The sequence below is a fragment of the Vreelandella indica genome (assembly GCF_037070225.1).
Classification (GTDB): domain Bacteria; phylum Pseudomonadota; class Gammaproteobacteria; order Pseudomonadales; family Halomonadaceae; genus Vreelandella; species Vreelandella arctica.
Window position 1 is genome coordinate 69,986 of sequence record NZ_JBANSO010000009.1, and the last position, 24,202, is coordinate 94,187.

Sequence of the window (24,202 nt, forward strand, 5' to 3'; positions counted from 1 at the left end):
AAACCGCGAACGCCTGCGAAAGATCGCAAGCAAGGCCGCTTTGGGGTGCGTCGGCTGGCGGGTGTGTAGTTGGTAGTGCCAGCCACTACGCCAGGGCAGCCGGCAGGAGAAGAGCAGTGAAACCAATCCCTATCACAGCAGCCAAGCGCATCGCCCAGGAGTACGGCTACGACCAGGTGATCATCATCGCCCGCAAGGCTGGAAGCGACTCTGAGCCTCACGGCGAACACTGCACTACCTACGGCGTTACTAAGGGCCACTGTTCAGTCGCTGCGCACATAGGCGACTTCATTAAGCACAAGATCATGGGCTGGGCCCGCGAGGAGAGCGGCAGTTGAGTTCATCAGCTTGATCATCGTTGCGCGCAACAACGCCGCCGCCATTGAGCGGCTTTTTATTGCCCGGAGGGTTTATGTCACAACTCAGATTTACCAAAGGCACGCTTTACATTCGACGCTTCAAGGAAGGCGATCAGGCCGACTCTATCTTTGATGCTGTACGCATGGCAGCCAATCAACTGCTTAACAAGCGCAACGGTAAAGACCACTTCTACGTTGCTGTGCGTCGTGGGCATCCCGGCACTGTAGTGGCAACCGGGCGATGCAAGCGTGACATCCAGCGCCAGTTTATAGGGCGCTCCTGGCGAGGCACGCAGAAGTTCTTTCGTACGGCCAAGCGAGTGGAGTCATGACGCAGCAAGAACGCTTTGAGGCTGTTAATAACGTCATCTGTAAAAGCAACTGCCTGAACTGCGTTTATACGGCTGACGATCCTGACTTCTCCAACATGAGCGACCTGGAAGTGCCGCTTCTTGAAGAAGAGGAGGACGAATAGTCATGGGCACACCCAGCCCCAACAGCCCAAACGCTCTATGGGCCAAACATGGCTACGAGATTGAGCGAATCCCCCGCCGTGGCAGCGGTGGCCACCATCGTATTATTCGCGACCCTAGCGGTCGCGTTGTGCTTCAGGACGCTGCCCACGCGGACGAGCTGAAGTGGATCAACGATAACATTGAGACCATCCCTCTATGAACTACGGCAGTGTTTGCAGCGGCATCGAAGCGGCAAGCATCGCCTGGGAGCCACTGGGCTGGAAAGCTCAGTTCTTTTCAGAGATAGAGGCTTTCCCTTCAGCGGTGCTTAACCATCATTGGCCTGATACGCCAAACCTGGGCGATATGACCAAATTTAAGGAGTGGCCTGATGCAACTATCGATGTTCTCGTCGGAGGAACCCCGTGCCAATCATTCAGCGTCGCTGGACTTAGAAAAGGACTGGATGACCCGCGTGGTAACCTCGCCCTCACCTATCTTGCCATTACTGAGCGCCATCGCCCCCGCTGGCTGGTATGGGAAAACGTCCCCGGCGTCTTGTCCAGCAACAGGGGGGGGGATTTTGGAGCCTTCCTCGGGGGCTTGGGCAAACTCGGGTATGGGTGGGCCTACAGGATCCTTGACGCTCAGTACTTCGGAGTGGCCCAAAGACGCCGCCGTGTGTTCGTTGTCGGACACCTTGGAGACTGGCGACGTGCCGCAGCGGTACTTTTTGAGCGCCACAGCTTGTCGGGGGATTCTGCGCCGAGCCGAGACGCGAGGGAAAGCTTTGCCAGTAATGCTGGAGGCTGCATTAAGAGCCCAAGCCACTGGGAAGGTGGGCCCCATCCCACGCTAAGTCAGTCGCACAATGCGGGCGGAATTGGCGCAAGCAATCAGGAGTTGTTTAGCCAGCGCGGCGCGGGAATTGTTGGTCAGGCGATTGCGATACATCCCCATTGCATAGGAAGGGCTGCAACTTCCGGCCCTCAAGGTAAAGAGTATCTAGAAAGTGGAGCTGCTTACACCTGCGACGCGAGAGGCGTGTCCCAGGCAGTTGCCACGATTGCTTTTTCCTGCAAAGACGATGGCCGAGACTGCACTTCTGACCTTTCTCCGACACTTAGAGCCATGGCGGGCAAGCTACCTAACGGTGGTGGTCAATTGGCTGTAACCGTCGCTTTGCGTGGACGCGAAGGCGGTGCTACTGCAGAGGTAGGCGGCGAAGTGGCTACCGCGTTGCGCGCCTCTACTGGCGGTGGCGACAAACCTCATGTGCTGGCAACTCGCCAAGTTGCGCAGACCATAACGCAAAACTACGGCAAGCAGCCTGATAACAGCGATACAGCACTAGGGCCAAACTTGGCGCTTCATGACCTCGCCGTCCGCCGCCTAACCCCCATCGAATGTGAGCGCCTGCAAGGGTTTCCAGAAAACCACACATGCATCCCGTGGCGTAAAAAAAATGCCAAGGACTGCCCCGACGGGCCTCGCTATAAAGCTATAGGTAACAGCATGGCTGTACCTGTCATGCGCTGGATTGGCGAGAGAATTCAAGCCGTAGACTCAATATCAAACCCAAACGCCGCCCACTGAGGCGGTTTTTGTTTTCTGGAGAAATACTATGTGGTTCAAAAACATTCAACTCTACCGTCTACACGATCAGCAACTACTTAGCCCAGAGCAAATGGAGGTCATATTAGAAGAAGGCCGAGCCAAGCCACTGGGTGATGCCGATGCGCGCCGTATTGGATGGGCTGCCCCTGCTGGCCGTGTAGGAAGCGGTCAGATGATGCACGAAATACAAGGTCAGCGCCTTTTGAGCGCGCTACGTCAAGAGCGCCTGCTCCCCGCGCCGGTTGTGAAAGAAGAAGTTGAAGAGCGTGTAGCGGATATCGAGGCTGCCGAAGGCCGCAAAGTGACGCGGAAAGAAAAGACCGCATTGAAAGAGCAAGTGACTGAAGAGTTTATGCCGCGCGCTTTTGTACGTAGCCATAAAATTGACCTTTGGTGGGATACCAAGCGAGGCCTGATAGGTGTTGACGCCTCTAGCCGAAGCCGCGCTGAGGATGTGCTTGATCTACTGCGCGAAACCCTGGGGAGTCTCAAAGTTACGCCACTGGCTACGCAATCGCTGCCTATGCGAGCGATGACCACCTGGCTAAGTGATACCGCGTCACGGCCTGCCGATCTGCAACTTGGTGATAGCGTCGAGCTAAAAGCCAAAGGCGACGACGGCGTTGTAAAAGGCCGGCAAGTTGACCTAGACAGCGACGAAATGCAGCAGCTATTAGAAGGTGGGCGTCAGGCTAGCAAGCTAGCGCTCTCGCTTGAGGGCCAACTGTCCTTTGTCATGCACGACGATCTATCGCTGAAGTCGCTGCGCTTTGGCGACGCGCTGATTGAAGAGGCTGACCACTCTGACGATGGTGACGATGCCCTTGCTCGCTTGGAAACAGACTTCATCACTATGGCGGGGGCGCTGGGCAACTCAGTAGATCGGATCATTGAGTGGCTTGGTGGTGAAACAGTTAGAGCGGAAGCGTCAGACCCACAGTCCTCTCCGGACGACGCCGAAGATGCGCTGTACCCGCAAGCGGTAGCGTTTGTAACTAAGACCGGCAAGACCTCCATGGCAGCAATCCAGCGGCAGTTCAAAATTGGCTACAACCGCGCGGCGCGCCTGGTGGAAGCCATGGAGCAAAACGGGCTGATATCGCCGATGAATACCAGCGGCCAGCGTACTGTGCTTAAAGTCGCCTAGGGGAGCATCGCCCATGAGCACCAATCAAAACGAGCGCGCCACCCTAACCCTTACCATCGAGGGTGGCAGCTTTAACGACATGGACCTAGGTCGAACGGGTCAAATATTTGGCCTTCTCGGCAGTATTGCGGGCAAAGGTTCGACGCTTACCCAGTACGGCACGCACACCATTGTTGTTAAAGAGGGCTATCCAGGCAGCGCCTCAGAAATCAACGACGAGGAAGAGCCATGCAAGGAGGTCAATGATGCCTAGATACCAATGGCGGCAAAAGCCGCCAGCCCTCCAGGAAGTCATGGACGCAGGAGGCAGCGCCCACTACTGGGCGCGCGGCTGGAACTTCAACCGCCCTGTCATGGCTGAGGTGTCCGTCGCAACGCGCACCGTCCCGCTAGAAAACTACGTCAACGTGGTAACAGTCGGAGGTCAAGCCATCGACCAGCCGACTACTAGCCCGCGATTTACTAATCACGAAATGCTGCCCGGATGGGCGCCGCTGGAATGGGCAGGCCCTATCGCTAAGCCAAGTCCGCGCCGCTAAGCCTTACCGCCCTCATTGGCTACAAAAGGAAAACCGAAATAGCCGGGTAGGTAGATTCCAGTATAACAACCACTAGAGCTTACAAAGCCAACGGCCGCATTGTGCGGTTTTTTTGTGTCTGGAGAGAACCATGGGCGAAATGTTAATGAGCCGTGATGAGGCTGCTAAAGAACTTGCGTGCCACCCAGCAACCGTATCGCGCTGGGTTAAGGCGGGCACGTTGCCAGGGCTAAAGATCGGCGGCAAGACCTACGTCAACAAACAAGCACTCAAAGCGATGATTGCCGGAGATGCACCGGTAAGCGACACTACCGATGCACCCGGCGCGATAACGGGAGGAAAGCCATGCCGTATAAGCGCCCAGACTCGCCTTACTGGTGGGTCAAACTTACCCCGCCGGGAGGCGGCGAACAGGTTAGACGCTCTACTAGGACGACCGATAAGCAAGCCGCAGAGGCATTAGAAGGAAAATGGAAAGCTCAGCTTTACCGACAAGCCTACTGGAATGAAGCACCGGAACGCAGCTTTGCCGAAGTAGCAACAGAATACCTGCTAGCGAGTCAGGACAAGCGATCGCTCGCAGATATTCAAATGCGAACCGGCAAGCTCTACGACTTCCTTGGTGCCGACAAGGTGATGGGCACGTTAGAAGGCGCGGATGTCCGCGCCTTTATCGCTTTTCGGCAAAGTGAAGGCGTAGGACCCGCAACTATCAACAGGGAGCTGGCGATACTTGCGGCGATGATTACCCATGCAGTTACTCATATGGAGTGGCCACTACCCAACCCTGTGAAGGGTCGAATGCTAAAAGAGCCGCCTGGACGTGTTCGTTGGATCACGCGCAAGGAAGCGGACACGCTCATAGAAAAAGCCAAGTCGACGCGGGAAGGCGATCGCTTGGCTGACTTCATTGAGATGGCATTGAACACCGGTGCCAGGAAAGGCGAGCTATTAAAGTTGGAATGGCGGCGTGTGAATTGGGAGCACGCCTTAATAACCCTAGAGCCAGAGGATAGCAAAGGTGGCAAGCGAAGAACCATACCAATGAACGATTCCGCGATGGCGGCATTAACGCGTCGCCACCGATATTCACAAACCTACTGCGCCTCTTCGCCTTGGGTATTTTGCAAGCGAGACGGAAGTCGCTACGTCTACCCTAATCCAGTGTTTAAGAAGGCGTGCGGTTTGGCGGGCATCAAGGACTTCACCATTCACGACTTGCGGCATACCTGCGCAAGCTGGCTAGTGTCGGAAGGTGTGCCGCTGGCAGATGTAAAGGAGGTGTTGGGACATTCCACCATTAACATGACCGAGCGCTATGCGCATCTTGCGCCACACCGAGCAAGAGACGCGGTGGCCAAGCTCCAGTCACGTTCTGGTCACGCTAAAGAACCGGTGGATAGTATCGAGGCGTTACTAGGAAGAAAAAAGAAAGCCTAGAAACGAAAAAAGCCCCGTAAAAACAGGGCTTTATAAGCTTGGTGGCGGAGGGACAGGGATTCGAACCCTGGATAGGCTATTAACCTATGCCGGTTTTCAAGACCGGTGCATTCAACCGCTCTGCCATCCCTCCGGCTTATGGGTGCGTATAATAACAGCTTTCCCTTGGAAGTCAACGCCTTTAGTACAAACGTAACCCGACACGGGTAATTTTTCCGCCTTCCATATCGCTGACTACCCAATGAATACCGTGCCAGTCTACGTCATCCCCGACTACCGGGTGCCCACCCACGCGTAGGGCAATAAACTCAGCTAGGGTCATATTTTGCTCACCGGGGCTTAGTGTTAAGCCATAGGCCTGGGCGATATCCTGCATTTGCGCGCTGCCATCCAGGGTAAAGGTACCGAAGAAGGCACGCTCCTGCTTGAGCTTGGCATCGCCATTAAACAGCCGGTTAAGGGAGTACAGATCCTCTGAACGGCCGATAACGCAAATCACGTCACCAAGTTTTAAGCGCGTGCTGCCCTTGGGGTGAAGCATGGTGTGGTTGCGAAACAGCGCCGAAATCAGCGCCCCGGATGGGAAGCGGAGAAGCCGGATAGGCACGTCTTCCAAATCCTGGTTCTCTACGCCGTAAACAAATAGCTCAAAATCGTTTTCTGGCAAAATACCTAGCGGGCCGCGTCGGTTAGGCACGGTGCCTACCGGCACTTCTACCTTCAACCACTTGGCCATCAGCGTTAGCGAGCCGCCTTGAATCAGCAGCGACATCAATACCACGGCAAACGCGACGTTAAAGTAGAGCGAAGCGTTTTCGACGCCACCAATCACCGGGAAGATAGCCAGCACGATAGGTACCGCCCCTCTTAAGCCCACCCAGGCAATGAAGAAGGTTTCCCGCCAGCGGAACTTAAAGAACGGCTTAATGGTAATCAGCACGGCCAAGGGGCGCGCAATAAAGATAAGCGCCAGCGCCACCAAGCCGGCAGGCAATGCTACATCCCACAGCTCACTCGGCGTCACCAGCAGGCCGAGCACTAGGAACAGACCAATCTGGCTAAGCCATGCGAGGCCATCGTGAACAGGGAGGATAAAATTGAGATGGCGCCCCGGCTGATTACCAATCATCAAACCGGCCAAGTAGATGGCCAGGAAGCCGCTGCCACCCAGCACGCTGGTTAGGCCAAACACACTGAAGCCAAGCGCTAATGCCAACATCGCATATAGACCCGGCGCCAAGTCTAGCCAGCGCAACAGTTTAGCGCTTAGCCAGCCGCCGCCAAGGCCAACAATCAAACCAATACCAAACTGAGAAATGAAAAACAGCAGTGTTTCGGTAGGGCCACCAATATCGCCAACTAACAGCTCTACCAGCATTAAGGTGAGGAAAATCGCCATCGGGTCGTTGGTACCCGATTCAATTTCAAGCGTGGCCCCTACCCGCTCGTTAAGATTGACCCCGCGGCCACTGAGCATGGAGAACACCGCAGCGGCATCGGTAGAACCAACAATGGCGCCGACCAACAGGCCCTGCACAATGGTGAGATCAAAAATCCACATCGCGATTACGCCAACAATGGCGCTGGTGATAAAGACCCCAAAGGTCGCGAGAGAGAGCGCGGGCTTAAAACCAACCCGAAAGGTTTTGAGGCGGGTGCGTAAGCCACCGTCTAACAAAATCATGGCGAGCGCGAGATGGCCGATTGCAAAAGCCATGGAGTAGTCATCAAACACAACACCTAGCACGCCTTCTTCACCCGCTAGCATGCCTAGCCCAAGGAAGATCAGAAGTAGTGGCACACCCATCATTGACGATAAGCGGCTGGCCAAAATACTGAGCGCCATCAGTGAGCCGCCTACCAAAAAGAACATATAAATTGCGTCCATGACTCTCCGTCTCTACATCAATACAGCGCTATTATTACATGTAACTGTTGAATTTACTGTGTCTTCTCCGCGCGCCCTTGTGGTTAAAGGGCTAGTCAGAAGCTTTCCTAGGCGGCTACACTTCGCCGTTACAGCATTTGGAGTTACTGACTATGTTGCGCTGCCTGTCATGCTATTGGCCCCCTGTCCTGCTGAGCCTAATCTTTACGTTATTATTTTTTAATTCAGCTAGTTACGCAAATGAAGAGAGCGAAAAAAGCAGTCAAGAAACCGCCCCCCTAACGTTAGATGCCGACGTTGAGGTGCCGGATGGCCTATGGCGACCCGTTGAAAGTGATATCGAAGCAGCGCCCACAATGGCACTTGCCCCGGCCCCGCCTCTTGAGCCACCGCCGGTTAAACACCTGACGCTGATGCTGGATTGGTACCTAAGCCCACAGCACGCTGCCTTGGTGATTGCGAAAGAACGAGGTCTGTATATTAACCAAGGGCTTGAGGTAGAGATTCAGTCACCGGCCGACCCTTCCATCGCCATCAAACTGCTAACCGCAGGCGAGGTTGATCTAGCGTTAACGCGCCAGCCGCTGCTTCATCTACAAGCCCATAACGGTGCGCCGATTATCCGGATTGCGACACTGATTGAAACGTCGCTTACGGCGGTCATTGTGACGGGGGAAGAACAAGCGGAAACTGAAAATACCTTGGCAGGGTTACATTACGGTTATACCACTGGCGAAGGCCGCGACCTGAGTATTCCTCGGTTACTACCCCGCTCAGTTCAGCAAACCGATGATTTCGCAGCACCGGTCAACCTACACTTCGACCCAATACGAGCAATGCGGGAAGGCCAAATCGACGCAGTCTCGGATGGTTTTTATCACTACCTTCCTCAGCAGCTAGCAACGGAAGGGATTAACACCCACATCATTCGTTTCGATGAGCTGGATATTCCCCGTAGTGACGGCTTAGTAGTGCTGGCCAATAGCGATACCCTTGCCCGCCGCGCCGATACGTGGTCTCGCTTTGTGCTTGCCCTTGAGCAGGCGAGTCACTGGATCGTCGACAATCCTGATGCTGCCTGGGAGCTGCTCATTAGTACCCACCCGGTGCTCGATAATGATATTAATGCTGGGGCCTGGGAGGACATCCTGCGACGCATGGCGCTTAACCCAGCAGCACTAGATAGCCGACGGTATGCCGCCTTTGAAACTTTCTTGCAGCAAACGGGCATTACCAGCGATGTGTTGCCGGTATCGCGTTTAGCGGTAGATCCGCACACGTTATAACCACATACCGCTTATCATCCCATACCTATAGCTCTCTCACTACGTTGGCGACGCATGAGCGAAACAGCATTAATCTTTGTCGATGTTGAGACCACCGGCACCCGGGCAACCCGCGACCGAATTACCGAAATCGCCGCCCTGAAAGTTGTTAACGGTGAGCTGGTCGAGCGCTGGTCGAGCTTGATATACCCAGAATGCAAAGTGCCCGCGCAAATCACTCAGCTCACAGGGATTCGTGACGATATGCTGAGGGAGGCGCCACGGTTTACCCACATCGCCGAATCACTGCGTGAGTGGCTGGGCGACGGGCAACTGATTGCTCACAATGCGCGCTTTGACTACAGCTTTTTGCGCAATGAGTTTAAGCGCGCGGGGCAGGATTTTCGCGCCTCGTTGATATGCACGCTGCGTTTATCGCGGCGTATAGCGCCTCAGGAGCGTCAGCACAATCTGAAAGCGCTACTTAACCGCTACGGCATTTCACCTATCCGCCACCACCGAGCTGGTGATGATGTGGATGCCCTGTGGGCACTCTGGCAAACGTGGCAAGTTGAGCACAGTGAAGAAGCATGGCAGAACCTTCTAGGTGATGAGCGCCGCCATCGAACACTGCCCGCCCATTTAGACAGCGCTCAGCTTGAAGGGCTGCCCACCTGCCCTGGTGTGTACCTGTTTTACGGTCACAATCGGCTGCCGTTGTATGTGGGCAAAAGCGTCAATCTACGCAGCCGCGTACTAGGCCACTTTCAGCGTGATCACCAGGACGATAAAGAGATGCGCCTAGCTCAGCAGGTGCAACATATCGAATGGGAAGAAACCGCTGGCGACTTAGGCGCCCAGTTGCGTGAGGCGCAACTGGTGAAAACGTTAATGCCGATTATGAACCGGCAGCTACGCAAGCAGCGCAAGCTGACCACCTGGCACTGGGAGGCAGAAGCCGACCATCCGGAACTGCTCAGCGGAAGCGCCATGAGCCTGCCAATCAGTGGCACACTGTACGGTTTGTTCCGCAATTCACGAGAGGCTAAAAACACATTAATTGCTGTTGCTGAAGAGCAAAAGCTCTGCCCGCGAGTGCTGGGGCTTGAAAAAGGTAAGGGCCGCTGTTTTGCCAATCAGGTGGGTAAGTGCCTTGGGGCATGCAATGGACAGGAGTCGATAGCAGCACATACCCAGCGGGCACAGGAAGCACTCACCCAGCTACAGGTCAATGTGTGGCCCTGGCCGGGCAGTATTGCTATTGAGGAGAAGTCAGCGGGCGCTACAGCGTCTGCATGGCACGTGGTTCGCCAATGGTGCTACCTGGGCAGTGCGGCAAGCCTTAAAAAGGCCGAAACCCTGGCCGATGCGTCCGCAAGCTTTGATATAGATAGCTACCGTATATTGAACCGTTTTTTGCGCTCCCCGGAACAACATGGCCTAACGGTCATCCCGCTCGGTTAAGACTGCCCTATTGAGCGTCAATGAACGCCATGACGGCTTGCTGGAACGCTTCTGGCTGGTCAGCATGTAGCCAGTGACCGGCGTTCTTGAGCGTTACCACGCGGGCACGGGGCAGCACGTCGCGCAATGTAGGTAGCATATCGTCTGCCACGTAGTGAGAATCGCCACCCCGCAACACCAGCGTTGGACCTTCGTAGGGCTGCTCGCCATCCGGCACGCCAATAATGTCACTATAGCCCTGTTTGATATGATCCAGCCCAACGCGTAGCGCCATCACGTTGTCTTCATTGCGTATCAGGTTGGTGGCTAAAAACAAGCGTGTCGGTCGGGAATCGACATGTTCGCCCAGCAGGTCATCGGCTTCACGGCGATTTTTGGGCTGCCCTTGCCGCACGTTATCCAGCGCGGCAAACACATCATCGTGACCGTGCTCATAAGCCACCGGCGCAATATCGGCCACCATTAACGATGCCACTCGCTCAGGCGCCAAGCGCGCCAAACTGATCGCCACCTTGCCGCCCATGGAGTGGCCAAGCACATGCGCGCGCTCAATCGAGAGCTTATCCATTAGCGCAAGCACATCATCCACCATAGTGGCGTAACGCATTCCCTCGGCATGGGGTGAGCGGCCATGGTTACGTAGATCAAGCGCAATCACTCGGCGGCTACGCTGCCAGACTTTTAAATGCGAACGCCAATTATCGGCACTCCCCAGCAAGCCATGTATCACGACTAGCGGCGTGGCATCCGTCGCGGCATCGTCGGCGGGCATATCGATAAAGTGCAAATCAACAGTGGCAACGTTCATCATGCTTGCTCCTAAGCCTTGGCGATTATGGTGGGCTTTATACGATTAGGCCGTACGGGGTGCAGTATCCATTTGACCTGTCCAGACCACCAAACGGCGCGTCAGCCAGGCCAGCAACAAACCATACAGCGGCAGGAAGAACAGCAGACTAATGGCGAGTTTGATTGCATAGTCCACGGCAGCAATTTCCATCCAATTCGCGGCCATAAACGGGTCTGGGCTGTTATAGAACGCTGCCGAGAAGAATGCAAAGGTATCCGCCAGATTACCCAGCACTGTCGAACACACAGGCGCCACCCACCAGGCCCACTGGCGCAAGCGGTCAAACACCTGAACATCCAGTAATTGTCCAATCACATACGCCAAGAAGCTGGCGAGCGCGATGCGGGCGACAAACAGATTCCACTCCGAAAGCGCTTCAACCCCGGCAAAGCTGCCACGGGGGAATACCACCGACACCACATAGGAGACCAGCAACGCAGGTAGCATAACGCGCAGAATAATCGATCGAGCCGGCCCTTTACCAAACAGGCGAACCGTTAGGTCGGTGGCTAGAAAGATAAACGGGAAGCTAAACGCGCCCCAGGTGGTATGAAAGCCAAACAGCGTAAACGGCAGCTGAACAAGATAGTTACTGGCGGCAATAATGCCAATATGAAAAGCCACCATTACCAGGAGGCAACGGCGGTGCTGAGTCTCACTCAATGCAAACATGCGGATCGACCTTTTTTTAACAGATAAGAGGGGTTAGGGAACCCTCGAGGTAGTAAGCACATCGCTAGATCAGTTTTAACTAGCGAACGCTATTCTGGGGAGCGCATTATACGGCTTCTGCAGGGTATTAAAAGTCAGGCTATTAAAAGTCAGGTTATTAAAATTCAGAGCATAAAAAGGCCGAAAGATGAAAGCCGCCCTCACTATCGGGCGACTTGTGCTTATGAATCGTTAATCCAGCGGCGTGGCTTTGTCTGCAGCGCCTACCGAGCGTTCGCGCATGGCGGCATGAACATCCGCTAGGCTGGTGGGGTCATCAATAGTGGAAGGAATACCAAACTCTTTACCATCGGCAATCGTGCGCAACAGCTTACGCAAAATCTTGCCCGAACGGGTTTTGGGCAAGCGGTCGACCACTAATACCTGCTTGAAGCAGGCAATCGGACCAATATGCTCACGAACCCGCGCAATCAGTTCAGCCTCCAGTGTCGCTTCATCGCCATCAAAACCATCTTTAGGAATCACCAGGCCGATCGGCAGCTGCCCTTTCAAGTCATCATGAATCCCAATGACCGCGCACTCGGCAACGGCAGGATGAGCGCCGACTACTTCTTCCATTTCACCGGTCGAGAGTCTATGCCCTGCCACGTTAATGACATCATCGGTGCGGCCCATAATGAATAGATAGCCCTGCTTATCAAAATAACCGCCATCCCCGGTTAAATAATAGCCGGGGAATGCCGCCATATAAGCGCTATGGAAGCGCTTCGCGTCGCGCCATACGCCCGTCAGGCAACCAGGCGGCATGGGCTGCTTGATGACCACACTGCCCTGCTCCATAGGTTTAGCCTGCTCGCCATCACGGTTGAGCACCTGAACATTGAAGCCTGGAACGGGGAACGTCGCCGACCCCGCTTTGGTCGGCATCGGTTCGATACCTGGCAAGTTAGCCGCGATGGGCCAGCCGGTTTCGGTCTGCCACCAGTGGTCGATCACCGGCACGTCAAGAAGATCATCCAACCAATGAAATGTAGGTGGATCTAGCCGCTCACCGGCCACATACAGATGTTTGAGGCTGCTGATGTCGTAGTTCTGCAGCAGCTTGGCGTCAGGATCTTCTTTTTTAATTGCCCGGAAGGCCGTCGGCGCGGTGAAGAAACTCTTTACCCGATACTCCTCTATCAAGCGCCAGAAGCTGCCCGCATCGGGCGTTTTGACCGGTTTGCCTTCGTATACCACCGTGGTGCAGCCCAGCAACAAGGGGGCATAGACAATATAAGAGTGCCCGACTACCCAACCCACATCAGAAGCGGTGAAGAACACTTCACCTGGTTCCATGGCGTAGATCGCTTGCATCGAGTAAGCCAATGCCACCGCATAACCACCCGTGTCGCGCATAACGCCTTTGGGCTTACCCGTGGTACCAGAGGTGTAGAGAATATACAGCGGGTCGGTGCCCTTCACGGGCATGCAGTCGGCAAACGGCGCCTTAGCGACCAGCGCCTTCCAATCGTGATCGTTCGCCCCCAACGCTGCATGGTGCGCTTCACGCTGATAAACCACACAGGCATCCGGTTTATGGGCGCTTAACGCAATGGCTTGATCCACCATCGGCTTATACGGCAGCACTTTGCCTAGCTCGATACCACAAGACGCAGCCACCACCACTTTGGGCTCGGCGTCTTCGATGCGTGCGGCCAGTTCGTGAGGCGCAAAACCACCAAACACCACCGAATGGATGGCCCCTAGCCGGGCACAGGCGTACATAGCCACCAGCGCCTCGGGGATCATTGGCATATAAATCACCACGCGATCACCCTTCTCCACCCCTAACTGCGTCAACGCCCCAGCAAAGAAAGCCACTTTGTCGCGCATATCCCGGTAGCTAATGGTGAGTTTGGCCTGGGCGGCGGGGGAGTCCCAGAAAATAGCCGCCTGGTCACCGCGGCCATTTTCAACGTGGTAATCAAGTGCAGCGTAGCAAAGGTTCATTTCACCATCGCTGAACCATCGAGCATGCTGCTGCTCATCGTAATGTAGGATAGTTTGAGGTGGCGTATACCAAGGAATTCGTTTGGCTTGCTCGGCCCAAAACGTTTCTGGATGCTCTATCGACTGCTGGTAGGTATGCTGGTAGCGGCTCATGGTGTCTCTGTCTTTATTGTAATGACGATACGAGATAATTGTTGACACTGTATAAAGTAAATCTACGCCTCACCCTCATACTATGGGCTAAAAAGCGACTAAAGTAGCAGCCTGGCCAATAGCATTGTCGACAAGAAAGTGGCTATCTGCCTACCATTGATTAATCGTTAAACAGCGACTTGGACAAAACTCGCTAAATTAATGATCATTGAACAACTTGATCCTCGCGACGCGACGATGCCACTACAACGTATAACAATGCTCATAAAAACGCTGAAGTAACAGTGTAGGCAAGGAGATCATTATGTCTGCTTCTACAAGCGCCGCTACACGTCTGCTTGAACATAACTGTCGCGCTATTGAGGCAGGGACTAACCTGCTAAAAGCGCTGGCCAACGAAAAACGCCTGCAAATACTCTGCCTACTTGCCGAAAAAGAACTGTCAGTGACGCAGATTAATCAACAACTTGCATTAAGCCAGTCGGCACTTTCACAACACTTAGCCATTTTGAGACGTGATGAACTCGTCGATACACGGCGGGAGTCACAAACCATCTATTATTCGCTGAGCAGTGAGAGCGCCAAGGCGGTGATTGCTACCCTGGCACACCACTATGCTGCATAAGGCTCTTTATAGTTTTCAACAGCGCTAATAGTCATACAATAACCATAGCTGTTAACCATAGTTATTAACCATCGCCCAGAACGATGCTCAGCGCCGCTGCCAACCAGCGGCGTCGATCAAGCCAAGCGCTTTGAGGACTGCTTTTTCAACGCCTTCCGACACTGCCAAACCAAGTTTACGAGTCACTGTTTTAGGGGGCTCAAGCTTGACCACAAAGACGCGCGCCTCGGCCATACGCTCGACCAGATAAGCTTCGCTGGTACCCACGCTGTCAACAAGCAGCTGGGGCAAGGCCTCGCTGCCATACCAAATCTCACCTGTCGCAATCGTTTCTATGTCCATGGCGGGACGACGCTCAGCCACATAGCTTTTGAATAAGTGGTGAGTATTCTCTAAATCTTCGAGGAACTTTGCTTTTCCCTCTTCGGTATTTTCACCCAACACGGTCAAGGTGCGTTTGTATTTACCGGCGGTGAGGAGCTCCACGTCAATATCGTGGCGTTTTAGCAAGCGATGAATATTAGGCACTTGCGCCACCACGCCAATAGAGCCGATCACAGCGAAGGGGGCTGCCTTGATATGCTGGGCGGTACAGGCCATCAAGTAGCCACCGCTTGCTGCCACCTTATCAATACATACGGTTGTGGTGAGTCCTGCCGTACGCAAGCGGTCTAACTGTGCGGCTGCCAACCCATAAGCGTGTACCAGGCCACCGGCAGATTCGAGGCGAATCACCACCTCGTCATTTTCGGCGGCAACATCAATAATAGCGGATATTTCCTGACCAAAGCGCTCAGTTTGCGATGCCTTCAGATCACCGTGAAAATCGAGCACCCAAACCCGTGGCTCATGGGTAGACTCTTGGTTAGCTTTTTGCGCTTTATGGCGTTTTTTGTCTTCGTTGCGGAACACCTTTAGCAGCTTTTTGCGGGCACCTGGTAACGTAGCCGTCAGCCGCAGACGACGACCGCGACGGCGGCGTTGCTCATTCAGCGGCTCAATGTGAAGTTTCAAGTCGCTCTCTTTGTCTTGTTTCGTTCGCGCCATCAAAAGCAAACCAATGCCTATCAGCAACATAACGATGGTGGTTTGCACGACAAACGTACCTATTTCCGCTATCCATTCATTCATCGACGTTCTCCATTGGTAAGCTTGAGTCTTTTAGGGTGGGCGCTCTGCCCAGATAAGATGTTGCGAGTTTGACCACGACTCTTGATTGAAACGCGTGTATGAAATAATCTCGCTCGCCATCACGATTGTTTCTTTGGGCTATTATCGCTAGCCTGAGTCTGATTTACCTAATTGAGAGAAATGTTATGTCTAACAACACCCTTGAGAAGTTGAAAGCGCGCTTTAATCCTGAAGCGGCAAAGGGCATGAACGAAGTGTTCCAGTTCCACTTCTCAGACGCGGGCAGCTACTACTTAAATATCCAAGATGGCACGCTGGATGTGCAAGAGGGTGAGCACGATGATCCTTCCGTTAGCTTAAGCCTAACGACTGACACGCTAAAAGGCATCATGAGTGGCGATATCAATGGCATGACGGCATTCATGACCGGCAAGCTAAAAGCAACCGGCAATGTCATGCTGGCCACCAAGCTGACCAGCCTATTCCCTAGCGAGTAATGACATATCGGCACGCGGCGATGTTTAGCGCCAGCGTGCCAAATGAGTTTCGATTAGTTCGCGTGAAATTGAGTAAGGTGGCGGTAGTGATGGTAGCTGGCGAGGTGAAAACCATGCAGCATCGCTAATCTCTACCCCGTCAATGCGAATACGCCGGGTTGTCGCTTCAGCGAAGTAGCCAAACATCAGCGAGTGGGGAAACGGCCAAGCCTGGCTCTGGTGGTAACGCAGTTGGTCAACATGCACGCCCACTTCCTCAAACACCTCCCGGTGAACGGCCTCTTCGGCGGACTCGCCCGGCTCAATAAAGCCGGCCAAGGTTGAATAACGGCCTGGCGGAAAACGCGGGCTACGCGCTAGCAGCATCGCCTCGCCGCTAGTCACCAGCGTAATAATGCAGGGCGAGATACGCGGATAATTGCGGTGCCCGCAGGCATCGCAATGCATTGCAAATTCCGCGGTAAGCTTGGTAGCGGGCGCGCCACAGCGGCCACAGAAACGGTGATTCTCCAACCAGGCACCCACCTGCAACGCCGTTGAAAGTAGGCTGAACCAAGCGGTAGAAAGCTCGCTCATCCACTGTCGACCATCAATCCAGCCACTTTCCGCCTGGGACTCAACCAACAGAGCGACCGGCTCATCATCCCAATAACACAGCGGCTGCATCTGCTCTGTCCAGGGCTGAAAGGGTTGTAGCGGGGTTAGCTCCTCGCTACCGCTTAGCGGTGCAGGCGCCAGCATACTGCGCGATAGGCGAATAACTCGCCCGGCCTGTTCATGATGGGGAATTTCTCGCCTAAGCATCGCTTGCCATACCTTTAAACCAATTCAATTGATGCGCTTCACACTTGGCTTTATGGGCCACCTGCTCCTCGTCAGTTGGGCGCACGACGCGCAACTGACCTGGAGTAAGCGTCATACGTTGAATCGACAGACCTTCACTGGAGGTATCCGCCTGCTCCCGCTCTGCTGCAGAGGCTGCGTCTAACGTCAGTGCGGTTTGCCCGCCGGTCATCGCCAAATAAACTTCAGCAAGAATTTCAGAGTCTAGTAGCGCGCCGTGCAGTACGCGGTGACCGTTATCGATATCATAACGTTTGCACAATGCATCCAGGCTATTGCGCTGACCGGGGTGCATGGCCCGGGCCATCGTCAGAGTATCTAATACCGCACAGTGATCGCGCACTGGCCCCAATGCGGGTGTTTTACGCTGCTGATTAAGCATACCCAATTCGTGGTCGATAAAACCCACATCGAAGGGGGCGTTATGAATCACCAGCTCGGCGCCTTCGATAAAGGCCCAAAACTCGTCAGCTATTTTCGCGAAAACCGGCTCATTGGCGACTCTAGCGTCGTCAATCCCGTGAACGGCAACGACTTCTGCGTCGATATGGCGTTCAGGGTTGATATATTGGTGGTAGGTGCGGCCAGTAAAACGGCGGTTGACCATCTCAATCGCGCCAATTTCGACTAAGCGATGACCATCTTTAGGGTCGATACCCGTGGTTTCAGTATCTAGGATCACCTGGCGCATCATGCTCTCCTCTTGTGATGCTCATCAATGGCTTCATTGGCTAACGCGTCGGCGCGCTCATTGCCGGGATGGCCGCTGTGCCCTTTCACCCAGTGCCATTCTATTGTGTGTCGCTGAGTCTCTTCGTGCAGGGTTTTCCACAGCTCAGCATTTTTGACGGGTTGCTTGGCGGCGGTTTTCCAGCCACGCTTTAACCAGTTATGAATCCACTGAGTAATGCCCTGTCGCACATATTGTGAATCGGTCCATAGCGCGACTTCACAGGGAGTGTTTAGCGTTCGCAGGGCCATGATCGCAGCCATCAACTCCATACGGTTATTAGTGGTATCTGATTCATAGCCTTTCAAGGTTTTCTCATGCTGGCCGCTCGCCAGCACCACACCCCATCCGCCAGGGCCTGGGTTGCCCCGACAAGCCCCATCGGTATACACCGTTACCCGAGGCAGTTGCCCGGCAGCCTCTTTAGTCAAGTTCTTGATCCTTTGATTGATGCGTCTGAGCTTGTGTTGGGAGCTCTTGATAGGGTTGAAAGTGAGCCGATGAACCTGAGCGAGTAACGCCTAATGAAGCGGGAGAAACAGGCGCTTTCAAACCAAACTTCATACGTTGCACTGGCGCTTGGCGTTGACGCCTGCGGGCTTGAATCATATAGCTCTCACCTAGCGGTAAGTTATGCCTACGCCCCAGCGACTCCCAATATTCACCGCATTTAGCACTCATCCGCCCACGAAAACAGCAATAGTCTACGCGTTCCACCTCGAAGTCGACAAACGCCAACCAGTCGCGCAGGCGACTAACAGAACGCCAAGTGCCATCCCAGGGAAACTGCTGCTGGCGTTTTCGCCATTGGCGGGCAAGCCCACCCACACCGATCGGATTAAAGCCAAACAATACCAATATCCCATTGTCAGCGGTGACCCGCGCGGCTTCCTGAAGGGTGAAATGGGCGTCGGTTAAATACTCCAGCCAGTGATGAATAACCATTACATCTAAGCAGCGATCTGGCAGCGCTAATTGATCCGGCGGGCATATCAAGGTGCTCTCATTCTCGGCCATTGGTCTTGTGGGTGACCATCGAATGGAATGAGGAATCGCCGACATGGTCATTAAAGCTGGCCCCATGCTCAATTCCAAACTGTGGCCGCCCACGCGCGATTCCACCACGGGCCCTAAGCAGGCACGCTGTGTTTCCCATAGCGAGCGCCCGGCCTCAGACTGCCAATACGGCTGGCAACTTATTAAGCGCTTGGCGAGTGTCGTGGCCGTGGTCGAATTTGACATGAACAGCGCTTCCCTCCACAGTAACGGCTTTTCAACGCCTTGGTTACACCGATTTAGCGCTACTATTTAAGAAGCGCGATGTTTTGCGTGTTTACGCATGTTGGTCACTGAATTCTGTATTTTCGCAATTTAAAGGATCTCGCCGATGATGAGCGTGACACCGATCCCAGCTCTAAGCGACAACTATATTTGGCTATTAAGACAAGATACCAGCCAAAGCGTTTGCGTGGTGGATCCAGGTGAAGCGGCCCCTGTGATCGAGTTTCTTGAACGTGAGTCGTTAACTCTAAAATGCATTCTGATTACCCATCATCATCATGATCATACCGGTGGTTTAGCGGAATTAATTAAACGCTACTCCCCTCACGTTATCGGCCCGGCCAACCCCAACATTGAAGGGATTGACGAGACCGTTGGCGACGGCGATGAAGTCCGCATTATGGGCCGTTTATTCGACGTAATAGCGACACCGGGCCATACGCTGGACCATATCAGCTACTTCACAGCGGGCATCCCTGCCCTTCTTTTTTGCGGCGACACTCTTTTTTGCGCCGGTTGTGGCCGTTTATTTGAAGGCACCCCAGAGCAAATGTTTGCCGCGTTGAACAAATTTGCGGAACTACCTGAAGATACACTGGTCTTTGCAGCCCATGAGTATACACAAGCGAACCTTACGTTTGCTCGTGCTGCGGACCCTGAAAACGAAGACGTTAAACACGCCTTGCAGGAGTGTGAAAAGGCGCGGGCATTGGATCGCCCCACCTTACCCAGCACGATAGGACGCGAGCTGAAAATTAATCCCTATCTGCGCGTGGGCACAGATAGCGTGCGCCAAGCAGCAGGCACCCAGGGTGTTAATGATACTGATCTCGCTACGTTTACCACTCTGCGCGAGTGGAAAAACCGTTTTTAAGAACGCTATCGAAACCAAACGAATGCAACTATGACCTATCGAACGATTCGCCAGCGCTTAATGCTGAGCGCTGGCAGTACCGTAATTATGGGCCTAATGTTAGCCGCTGCGGCAAGCTCACAAGCCTCTGCCCCAGCCTATGAAACGACTGCAAATGCGACAACAGCCTTACCTAACGCTGCTACCACGTCGCCATCCGATACAAAGCCCTATCCTACGCCTTTCCAAACCCATTTTTGGGAGGCGCTAGAACTTGAACCCCAGGATGCCTGGACGACTCTGCGTAAAAGCTTCCAGTGGCAAGAGAAAACATTGCCAGTAGAAGCGCAAGCCAGAGTGGATGAGTGGATTGAACACTACCGTTCAAGCCCTGAAAACATTGTCACCATCACCGAACGCGCCACCCCCTGGCTTGCTTGGATTACTCAACGAGTAAGTGAGCGCGGCTTACCGGGTGAAATTGCGCTCATTCCGTTTGTCGAAAGCTCTTTCGACCCAGGTGCACGAAGCCACCGCGGGGCGGCAGGTCTCTGGCAATTTATGCCCGGCACCGGGGATGCATTAGGGTTAGTGCGTAATGGTAATTACGATGGCCGCCTGGATGTTCTGACCTCTACCGAGGCCGCACTGGACTACCTGGAAATGCAGGCCGACCAATGGTACGAAGGTGACCTCATGCTTTCTCTGGCCGCTTATAACGCAGGCGCTGGCACCGTCAATCGCGCTCAGCGTCAGGTACAGGGTCAAGGGTTAAGTGGCGACTATTGGGATCTATCTTTACCGTCTGAAACCATGCAGTACGTTCCCAAGCTGAAGGCGATCGCTACGATCATTAACGACCCTGAAAAGTACGGCGTGAGCTTACCTGAGATTCACATCGACCCCGCCTTCGCAAAAGTTCAGTTGGCCCACGCAGTGAGTCTTGCTGAAGCCTCGCAAATGCTGGATGTCAGCAAAATGGCGCTAGTTGAACTGAATCCAGGGTTACTAAACGGCAGTATCGATCCACGCAGCGCACAGACACTGCTGGTGCCTGAAGAAGTCGATAAACAAGTGCTGGCTCAACTATCACAGGGCAATAGCCAAGCGCTTGCGCAAAATAACAGCGCAGATACGCATCGCGTTGAAAGGGGCGATAGCCTCTCAGCGATTGCGGCCCGTTATAATATCGACCAGCAAGACTTGATACGCTGGAATTCGCTTGACCGCCCCAGCGCTTTACAACCGGGGCAGTTACTGACACTTTCAGGGCGTTGAAACCGGGTTTACTAGTTGGCTTTGTTCACATGGGATGTCACCAATGCCGCGAGGTCTGTTTTTTGCGAAAGCGTTTCTACTCATCAGTGGCTTGTTAATAACGGTATCGATACTGGCTTCAGAAGCAACGCCCCCTATCGATTCATCCCAACGCCCTACCGGCAACAACGTGGTGGGCGATTTAAATACAGATGCAAACAATGTGGTGCCGATTGAAACGCTTCACGGGTTATCACTTTACGATAGCCCAGAGCTACAGGCAGACTTCGCCTACTTTCCCCATGTAAACCCCCAGGCCCCCAAAGGCGGCACTATTACCCATACCGCCGTGGGGGGCAGTTTTGATTCAACGAATCCGTTTATTATCCGCGGCACACCGGCCACCGGCGTTTCGCAAATTTATGACACTTTGATGGCCAGCAACCCCAATGAGCCCTTTAGCCTTTATGGTTTATTGGCTGAAGGCGTGCGCCTGGACCCCGAGCGGAAATGGATTGAGTTTGACCTGCGTCCTGAGGCACGCTTTCAGGACGGCGAACCCGTCACCGCCTATGATGTGGTGTTCTCACTTAATCTGCTGCGGGAAGAGGGCAATCCGTTTTATGCCAGCTATTATGCGGGTGTGGACGAAGTGATCGCTCTTAACGAACATCAAGTGCGCTTTACCTTCAGCGATACCAACTCTCGAGAACTACCGTTAATCGTTGCTCAACTGCCCATTCTCCCCCGCCATTATTGGGAACCCCGGGAGTTTACATCCCCCACTCTGGTGGCACACCCAGGCTCTGGACCTTACCGGATTAGCGAAGTAGACCCTGGCAGACGAATTGTTTATCAACGCGATGAAGATTACTGGGGTAAAGATTTACCCGTTAACGTTGGCCGATACAATATTGACCGCATCGTTTACGACTACTATCGCGACCGCGATATCGCCTGGGAGGCGTTTAAAGCGGGCCTGACAGATTTTCGTACGGATGCCCGCGCGGCCACCTGGGCGATTGGCTACGACTTTCCTGCTTACGAAGAGGGCTTAGTGAAGCGCTTAACAGTGCCCGATGTAAATCCCTCCATGATGCAGGCGTTCGTCTTCAACCTGCGCAAAGAGAAGTTTCAAGACCCTCGGGTACGCGAAGCGTTAAGCCTTACGTTCGATTTTCCCTGGCTTAATACCAATATTTTCTACGATACCTATCGACGCACTGAAAGCTTTTTTCAAAATTCGGAGATGGAAGCTACCGGGCTACCTTCACAGGAAGAATTAGCGCTGCTCGAACCGTTTAAGGAAGCATTAATCGCTTCCCATGGGTCTGACCGACTGTTCACCGAACCACTGCCGATTGACCAACCCCTCAACCTACGCGAGCGCCTACGCAAGGCACTGGCTCTTTTGCGCGACGCGGGCTATCGCGTTGAAGAGGGAGTGCTGGTCAACCAAGCCACCGGCCAGCCACTCAGCCTTGAGGTACTGCTCTACGATTCAGGGCTGGAGCGAGTGGTTCAACCCATGCTACGCAACATGGCCCGCCTGGGGGTCCAGACCTCGCTGCGCATCGTTGATATCAATCAATATTTAAATCGGCAGCGCAATTACGACTATGACATAGTGATTAGTCATTTTCCCCAGTCGAACAACCCGGGTAATGAGCAGCGTGATTTCTGGACCAGCGCCGCCGCCGAAGCGCCGCAAAGCCGCAACCGGATGGCGCTCGCCCACCCAGCGGTCGATGCGTTGGTGGAAGCAATCATTAGTGCCGATGGTCGTAAGGAACTGGACACCGCCACGCAGGCGTTGGACCGGGTGCTGCGCTGGGGGTTTTACGTCATTCCTCACTACCACTCCGGCGAAACCCGCATCGCGATCTGGGACAAGTTCGGCTATCCCGAACCCTTTCCTGAGTATGCGATGGATCTGGATGCATGGTGGGTGGATACCGAGCGTGAAGCAGAACTGCAGCGCCAGCGCCGCTGAGACGGGCTTTATTACAGCGACTTATTCGCAACGGCTTATCCTCAACGGTTTCATTGTCATAAACCTCGGAGTGTTCTGTGGCCCGCTACACCCTACGCCGACTGCTGCTAATGATTCCGACCCTTTTTGGGATCATGCTACTCAATTTTATGATTGTTCAGGCGGCGCCGGGCGGGCCGATTGATCAGATGCTGGCACGTTTTGAGGGTGCCGACGCCATGGCCAGCACGCGCTTGGACATGGGCGGTGCCGATGTACAGGTAAGCGACGATTCTCGTGGCGCCAGAGGCATCGACCCCCGCTTTATCGAACAGCTAGAACAGCAGTTTGGTTTTGATAAACCCGCCCACGAGCGCTTTATCGGCATGATGGCGGACTATCTCACGCTTGATTTCGGCACCAGCTTCTTCCGCGACCGCCCGGTGACCGAGCTGATGATCGAACGGTTGCCGGTGTCCATTTCGCTGGGGCTGTGGACCACGCTGCTGGTCTACCTGATCTCGATTCCGCTGGGTATTAAAAAAGCGCTGCGCCACGGCTCCCGCTTTGATGTCTGGTCATCGGGATTGGTGATCGTCGGTTACGCCATTCCCGGTTTTCTGTTTGCGATCCTGCTGATTGTGCTATTTGCTGGCGGCACCTACTGGGACCTGTTCCCCCTGCGTGGCCTGACGTCGCCCAACTTTGATCAACTATCGGCCTGGGGCAAGGTCAAGGACTACTTCTGGCATATCACGCTGCCGGTCATTGCCGCTGCGATCGGCAGTTTTGCCACACTCACCATGCTGACCAAAAACAGCTTCCTGGATGAAATTCACAAGCAGTATGTGATTACCGCTCGCGCCAAGGGCGCCGATGAGCGGCGGGTGCTCTATGGCCATGTGTTCCGCAACGCTATGTTGATTATCATCGCGGGCCTGCCCGCCGCCATGATCGGCATTTTCTTTACCGGTGCGCTATTGATAGAAGTGATTTTCTCCCTGGATGGCCTCGGTCTGCTCGGCTTTGAAGCGGTGATGCAGCGGGATTACCCGGTTATTTTCGGCACGCTGTTTTTGTATACCGTGATCGGTCTGATCCTCAAGCTGATTTCCGATTTGACCTACGTGTGGGTTGACCCACGTATCGACTTTTCGACCCGGGAGTCATGA

The 24,202-nt window shown here is 54.2% G+C and carries 27 protein-coding genes, 1 tRNA gene and 1 pseudogene; 19 read left to right on the forward strand and 10 right to left on the reverse strand.

Going from position 1 to position 24,202, the window contains the following annotated elements:
* The first annotated feature begins 116 nt into the window (after window positions 1-116).
* The 11 genes and pseudogenes from V8L71_RS08170 (at window position 117) to V8L71_RS08215 (ending at window position 5,557) form a co-directional block, all read left to right on the forward strand.
* A complete protein-coding gene (locus tag V8L71_RS08170; RefSeq protein WP_336273784.1) occupies window positions 117-338 on the forward strand; it encodes a hypothetical protein in 222 nt (73 codons plus the stop codon).
* A gap of 74 nt (window positions 339-412) precedes the next feature.
* Window positions 413-691: a hypothetical protein gene (locus V8L71_RS08175; protein WP_336273785.1), complete on the forward strand. Its 279-nt coding sequence runs from the start codon at window positions 413-415 to the stop codon at window positions 689-691.
* Window positions 688-834, forward strand: coding sequence for a hypothetical protein (locus V8L71_RS08180; protein WP_336273786.1), 147 nt, complete (start codon window positions 688-690; stop codon window positions 832-834). The genes V8L71_RS08175 and V8L71_RS08180 overlap by 4 nt, the downstream gene beginning before the upstream one ends.
* A gap of 2 nt (window positions 835-836) precedes the next feature.
* A complete protein-coding gene (locus tag V8L71_RS08185; RefSeq protein WP_336273787.1) occupies window positions 837-1,034 on the forward strand; it encodes a hypothetical protein in 198 nt (65 codons plus the stop codon).
* A complete protein-coding gene (locus tag V8L71_RS08190) occupies window positions 1,031-2,410 on the forward strand; it encodes a DNA cytosine methyltransferase (RefSeq protein WP_336273788.1) in 1,380 nt (459 codons plus the stop codon). The genes V8L71_RS08185 and V8L71_RS08190 overlap by 4 nt, the downstream gene beginning before the upstream one ends.
* 28 nt (window positions 2,411-2,438) lie before the next feature.
* A pseudogene (locus V8L71_RS08195) lies at window positions 2,439-3,362 on the forward strand (recombination-associated protein RdgC); the annotation flags it as partial.
* A 36-nt stretch (window positions 3,363-3,398) separates the two neighbouring features.
* Complete coding sequence (locus V8L71_RS08200) at window positions 3,399-3,578, forward strand: DNA translocase FtsK (RefSeq protein ID WP_336273844.1); 180 nt, start codon at window positions 3,399-3,401, stop codon at window positions 3,576-3,578.
* A 13-nt stretch (window positions 3,579-3,591) separates the two neighbouring features.
* Window positions 3,592-3,831, forward strand: a complete 240-nt coding sequence (locus V8L71_RS08205; protein ID WP_336273789.1) for a hypothetical protein — start codon at window positions 3,592-3,594, stop codon at window positions 3,829-3,831.
* Window positions 3,821-4,117, forward strand: coding sequence for a hypothetical protein (locus V8L71_RS08210; RefSeq protein WP_336273790.1), 297 nt, complete (start codon window positions 3,821-3,823; stop codon window positions 4,115-4,117). The genes V8L71_RS08205 and V8L71_RS08210 overlap by 11 nt, the downstream gene beginning before the upstream one ends.
* Before the next feature lie 145 nt (window positions 4,118-4,262).
* Window positions 4,263-4,580, forward strand: a complete 318-nt coding sequence (locus V8L71_RS20740) for a helix-turn-helix domain-containing protein (RefSeq protein WP_431313171.1) — start codon at window positions 4,263-4,265, stop codon at window positions 4,578-4,580.
* The gene (locus tag V8L71_RS08215) at window positions 4,463-5,557 is read left to right on the forward strand and encodes a tyrosine-type recombinase/integrase (RefSeq protein ID WP_336273791.1); all 1,095 of its coding nucleotides are present in this window, start codon (window positions 4,463-4,465) and stop codon (window positions 5,555-5,557) included. Before V8L71_RS20740 ends, V8L71_RS08215 begins: the two co-directional genes overlap by 118 nt.
* A 42-nt stretch (window positions 5,558-5,599) precedes the next feature.
* Here the strand turns inward: V8L71_RS08215 and V8L71_RS08220 are convergent.
* A tRNA-Ser gene (locus V8L71_RS08220) sits at window positions 5,600-5,690 on the reverse strand.
* Between the two features lie 48 nt (window positions 5,691-5,738).
* Complete coding sequence (locus V8L71_RS08225) at window positions 5,739-7,445, reverse strand: potassium/proton antiporter (protein WP_176302201.1); 1,707 nt, start codon at window positions 7,443-7,445, stop codon at window positions 5,739-5,741.
* Window positions 7,446-7,597: 152 nt separating this feature from the next.
* On the opposite strand from V8L71_RS08225, the gene V8L71_RS08230 reads away from it, so the two are divergent.
* Window positions 7,598-8,731: an ABC transporter substrate-binding protein gene (locus V8L71_RS08230; protein WP_431313170.1), complete on the forward strand. Its 1,134-nt coding sequence runs from the start codon at window positions 7,598-7,600 to the stop codon at window positions 8,729-8,731.
* A gap of 54 nt (window positions 8,732-8,785) precedes the next feature.
* Complete coding sequence (locus V8L71_RS08235; protein WP_336273793.1) at window positions 8,786-10,174, forward strand: 3'-5' exonuclease family protein; 1,389 nt, start codon at window positions 8,786-8,788, stop codon at window positions 10,172-10,174.
* A 7-nt stretch (window positions 10,175-10,181) separates the two neighbouring features.
* On the opposite strand, the gene V8L71_RS08240 is transcribed toward V8L71_RS08235, so the two are convergent.
* From V8L71_RS08240 to V8L71_RS08250, 3 genes are all read right to left on the reverse strand, one after another.
* Window positions 10,182-10,985, reverse strand: coding sequence for an alpha/beta fold hydrolase (locus tag V8L71_RS08240; protein ID WP_336273794.1), 804 nt, complete (start codon window positions 10,983-10,985; stop codon window positions 10,182-10,184).
* A 42-nt stretch (window positions 10,986-11,027) separates the two neighbouring features.
* A complete protein-coding gene (locus V8L71_RS08245; protein ID WP_176302205.1) occupies window positions 11,028-11,696 on the reverse strand; it encodes a 7-cyano-7-deazaguanine/7-aminomethyl-7-deazaguanine transporter in 669 nt (222 codons plus the stop codon).
* A 231-nt stretch (window positions 11,697-11,927) separates the two neighbouring features.
* Window positions 11,928-13,841 (reverse strand): propionyl-CoA synthetase, encoded by a 1,914-nt coding sequence (locus V8L71_RS08250; protein ID WP_336273795.1) that lies wholly within the window; start codon window positions 13,839-13,841, stop codon window positions 11,928-11,930.
* Between the two features lie 304 nt (window positions 13,842-14,145).
* On the opposite strand from V8L71_RS08250, the gene V8L71_RS08255 reads away from it, so the two are divergent.
* Window positions 14,146-14,466: an ArsR/SmtB family transcription factor gene (locus tag V8L71_RS08255; protein ID WP_008956925.1), complete on the forward strand. Its 321-nt coding sequence runs from the start codon at window positions 14,146-14,148 to the stop codon at window positions 14,464-14,466.
* Window positions 14,467-14,553: 87 nt separating this feature from the next.
* Here the strand turns inward: V8L71_RS08255 and sohB are convergent, their stop codons facing one another.
* Entirely contained in the window at window positions 14,554-15,597 is a 1,044-nt protein-coding gene (gene sohB, locus V8L71_RS08260) for a protease SohB (protein WP_336273796.1), read from the reverse strand.
* Between the two features lie 185 nt (window positions 15,598-15,782).
* On the opposite strand from sohB, the gene V8L71_RS08265 reads away from it, so the two are divergent.
* On the forward strand, window positions 15,783-16,094 hold the full coding sequence (locus V8L71_RS08265; protein ID WP_035555706.1) for an SCP2 sterol-binding domain-containing protein: 312 nt from the start codon (window positions 15,783-15,785) through the stop codon (window positions 16,092-16,094).
* Window positions 16,095-16,118: 24 nt separating this feature from the next.
* Here the strand turns inward: V8L71_RS08265 and nudC are convergent, their stop codons facing one another.
* Genes nudC through V8L71_RS08285 form a run of 4 tightly spaced genes read right to left on the reverse strand, consistent with a single transcriptional unit; the run spans window position 16,119 to window position 18,909 of the window.
* Window positions 16,119-16,898, reverse strand: a complete 780-nt coding sequence (nudC, locus tag V8L71_RS08270; protein ID WP_336273797.1) for an NAD(+) diphosphatase — start codon at window positions 16,896-16,898, stop codon at window positions 16,119-16,121.
* Window positions 16,891-17,628, reverse strand: a complete 738-nt coding sequence (gene dnaQ, locus V8L71_RS08275; RefSeq protein ID WP_336273845.1) for a DNA polymerase III subunit epsilon — start codon at window positions 17,626-17,628, stop codon at window positions 16,891-16,893. Before dnaQ ends, nudC begins: the two co-directional genes overlap by 8 nt.
* A complete protein-coding gene (gene rnhA / locus V8L71_RS08280; RefSeq protein ID WP_008956920.1) occupies window positions 17,628-18,098 on the reverse strand; it encodes a ribonuclease HI in 471 nt (156 codons plus the stop codon). The genes dnaQ and rnhA overlap by 1 nt, the downstream gene beginning before the upstream one ends.
* On the reverse strand, window positions 18,091-18,909 hold the full coding sequence (locus V8L71_RS08285; RefSeq protein ID WP_336273798.1) for a class I SAM-dependent methyltransferase: 819 nt from the start codon (window positions 18,907-18,909) through the stop codon (window positions 18,091-18,093). Before V8L71_RS08285 ends, rnhA begins: the two co-directional genes overlap by 8 nt.
* A 145-nt stretch (window positions 18,910-19,054) precedes the next feature.
* On the opposite strand from V8L71_RS08285, the gene gloB reads away from it, so the two are divergent.
* The 4 genes from gloB to V8L71_RS08305 all read left to right on the forward strand — a co-directional run bounded on the left by gloB (window position 19,055) and on the right by V8L71_RS08305 (window position 24,202).
* The gene (gene gloB / locus V8L71_RS08290) at window positions 19,055-19,822 is read left to right on the forward strand and encodes a hydroxyacylglutathione hydrolase (RefSeq protein ID WP_336273799.1); all 768 of its coding nucleotides are present in this window, start codon (window positions 19,055-19,057) and stop codon (window positions 19,820-19,822) included.
* A gap of 30 nt (window positions 19,823-19,852) precedes the next feature.
* Window positions 19,853-21,079, forward strand: coding sequence for a transglycosylase SLT domain-containing protein (locus tag V8L71_RS08295; protein WP_336273800.1), 1,227 nt, complete (start codon window positions 19,853-19,855; stop codon window positions 21,077-21,079).
* A gap of 43 nt (window positions 21,080-21,122) precedes the next feature.
* Complete coding sequence (locus tag V8L71_RS08300; protein WP_336273801.1) at window positions 21,123-23,051, forward strand: extracellular solute-binding protein; 1,929 nt, start codon at window positions 21,123-21,125, stop codon at window positions 23,049-23,051.
* Between the two features lie 77 nt (window positions 23,052-23,128).
* Window positions 23,129-24,202, forward strand: coding sequence for a microcin C ABC transporter permease YejB (locus V8L71_RS08305; RefSeq protein WP_336273802.1), 1,074 nt, complete (start codon window positions 23,129-23,131; stop codon window positions 24,200-24,202).

Excerpts from the sequence above, each read along its gene's own strand:
- V8L71_RS08235 (WP_336273793.1), top strand. The coding sequence starts at position 8,786 with ATGAGCGAAACAGCATTAATCTTTGTCGATGTTGAGACCACCGGCACC.
- V8L71_RS08300 (WP_336273801.1), top strand. The coding sequence starts at position 21,123 with ATGCCGCGAGGTCTGTTTTTTGCGAAAGCGTTTCTACTCATCAGTGGC.
- V8L71_RS08245 (WP_176302205.1), bottom strand. The coding sequence starts at position 11,696 with ATGTTTGCATTGAGTGAGACTCAGCACCGCCGTTGCCTCCTGGTAATG.
- V8L71_RS08215 (WP_336273791.1), top strand. The coding sequence starts at position 4,463 with ATGCCGTATAAGCGCCCAGACTCGCCTTACTGGTGGGTCAAACTTACC.
- nudC (WP_336273797.1), bottom strand. The coding sequence starts at position 16,898 with ATGCTTAGGCGAGAAATTCCCCATCATGAACAGGCCGGGCGAGTTATT.
- V8L71_RS08185 (WP_336273787.1), top strand. The coding sequence starts at position 837 with ATGGGCACACCCAGCCCCAACAGCCCAAACGCTCTATGGGCCAAACAT.
- V8L71_RS08180 (WP_336273786.1), top strand. The coding sequence starts at position 688 with ATGACGCAGCAAGAACGCTTTGAGGCTGTTAATAACGTCATCTGTAAA.
- V8L71_RS08285 (WP_336273798.1), bottom strand. The coding sequence starts at position 18,909 with ATGTCAAATTCGACCACGGCCACGACACTCGCCAAGCGCTTAATAAGT.
- V8L71_RS08175 (WP_336273785.1), top strand. The coding sequence starts at position 413 with ATGTCACAACTCAGATTTACCAAAGGCACGCTTTACATTCGACGCTTC.
- V8L71_RS08205 (WP_336273789.1), top strand. The coding sequence starts at position 3,592 with ATGAGCACCAATCAAAACGAGCGCGCCACCCTAACCCTTACCATCGAG.
- V8L71_RS20740 (WP_431313171.1), top strand. The coding sequence starts at position 4,263 with ATGAGCCGTGATGAGGCTGCTAAAGAACTTGCGTGCCACCCAGCAACC.
- dnaQ (WP_336273845.1), bottom strand. The coding sequence starts at position 17,628 with ATGCGCCAGGTGATCCTAGATACTGAAACCACGGGTATCGACCCTAAA.
- V8L71_RS08255 (WP_008956925.1), top strand. The coding sequence starts at position 14,146 with ATGTCTGCTTCTACAAGCGCCGCTACACGTCTGCTTGAACATAACTGT.
- V8L71_RS08250 (WP_336273795.1), bottom strand. The coding sequence starts at position 13,841 with ATGAGCCGCTACCAGCATACCTACCAGCAGTCGATAGAGCATCCAGAA.
- V8L71_RS08240 (WP_336273794.1), bottom strand. The coding sequence starts at position 10,985 with ATGATGAACGTTGCCACTGTTGATTTGCACTTTATCGATATGCCCGCC.
- V8L71_RS08230 (WP_431313170.1), top strand. The coding sequence starts at position 7,598 with ATGTTGCGCTGCCTGTCATGCTATTGGCCCCCTGTCCTGCTGAGCCTA.
- V8L71_RS08295 (WP_336273800.1), top strand. The coding sequence starts at position 19,853 with ATGACCTATCGAACGATTCGCCAGCGCTTAATGCTGAGCGCTGGCAGT.
- V8L71_RS08265 (WP_035555706.1), top strand. The coding sequence starts at position 15,783 with ATGTCTAACAACACCCTTGAGAAGTTGAAAGCGCGCTTTAATCCTGAA.
- V8L71_RS08210 (WP_336273790.1), top strand. The coding sequence starts at position 3,821 with ATGATGCCTAGATACCAATGGCGGCAAAAGCCGCCAGCCCTCCAGGAA.
- sohB (WP_336273796.1), bottom strand. The coding sequence starts at position 15,597 with ATGAATGAATGGATAGCGGAAATAGGTACGTTTGTCGTGCAAACCACC.
- gloB (WP_336273799.1), top strand. The coding sequence starts at position 19,055 with ATGATGAGCGTGACACCGATCCCAGCTCTAAGCGACAACTATATTTGG.
- V8L71_RS08190 (WP_336273788.1), top strand. The coding sequence starts at position 1,031 with ATGAACTACGGCAGTGTTTGCAGCGGCATCGAAGCGGCAAGCATCGCC.
- V8L71_RS08225 (WP_176302201.1), bottom strand. The coding sequence starts at position 7,445 with ATGGACGCAATTTATATGTTCTTTTTGGTAGGCGGCTCACTGATGGCG.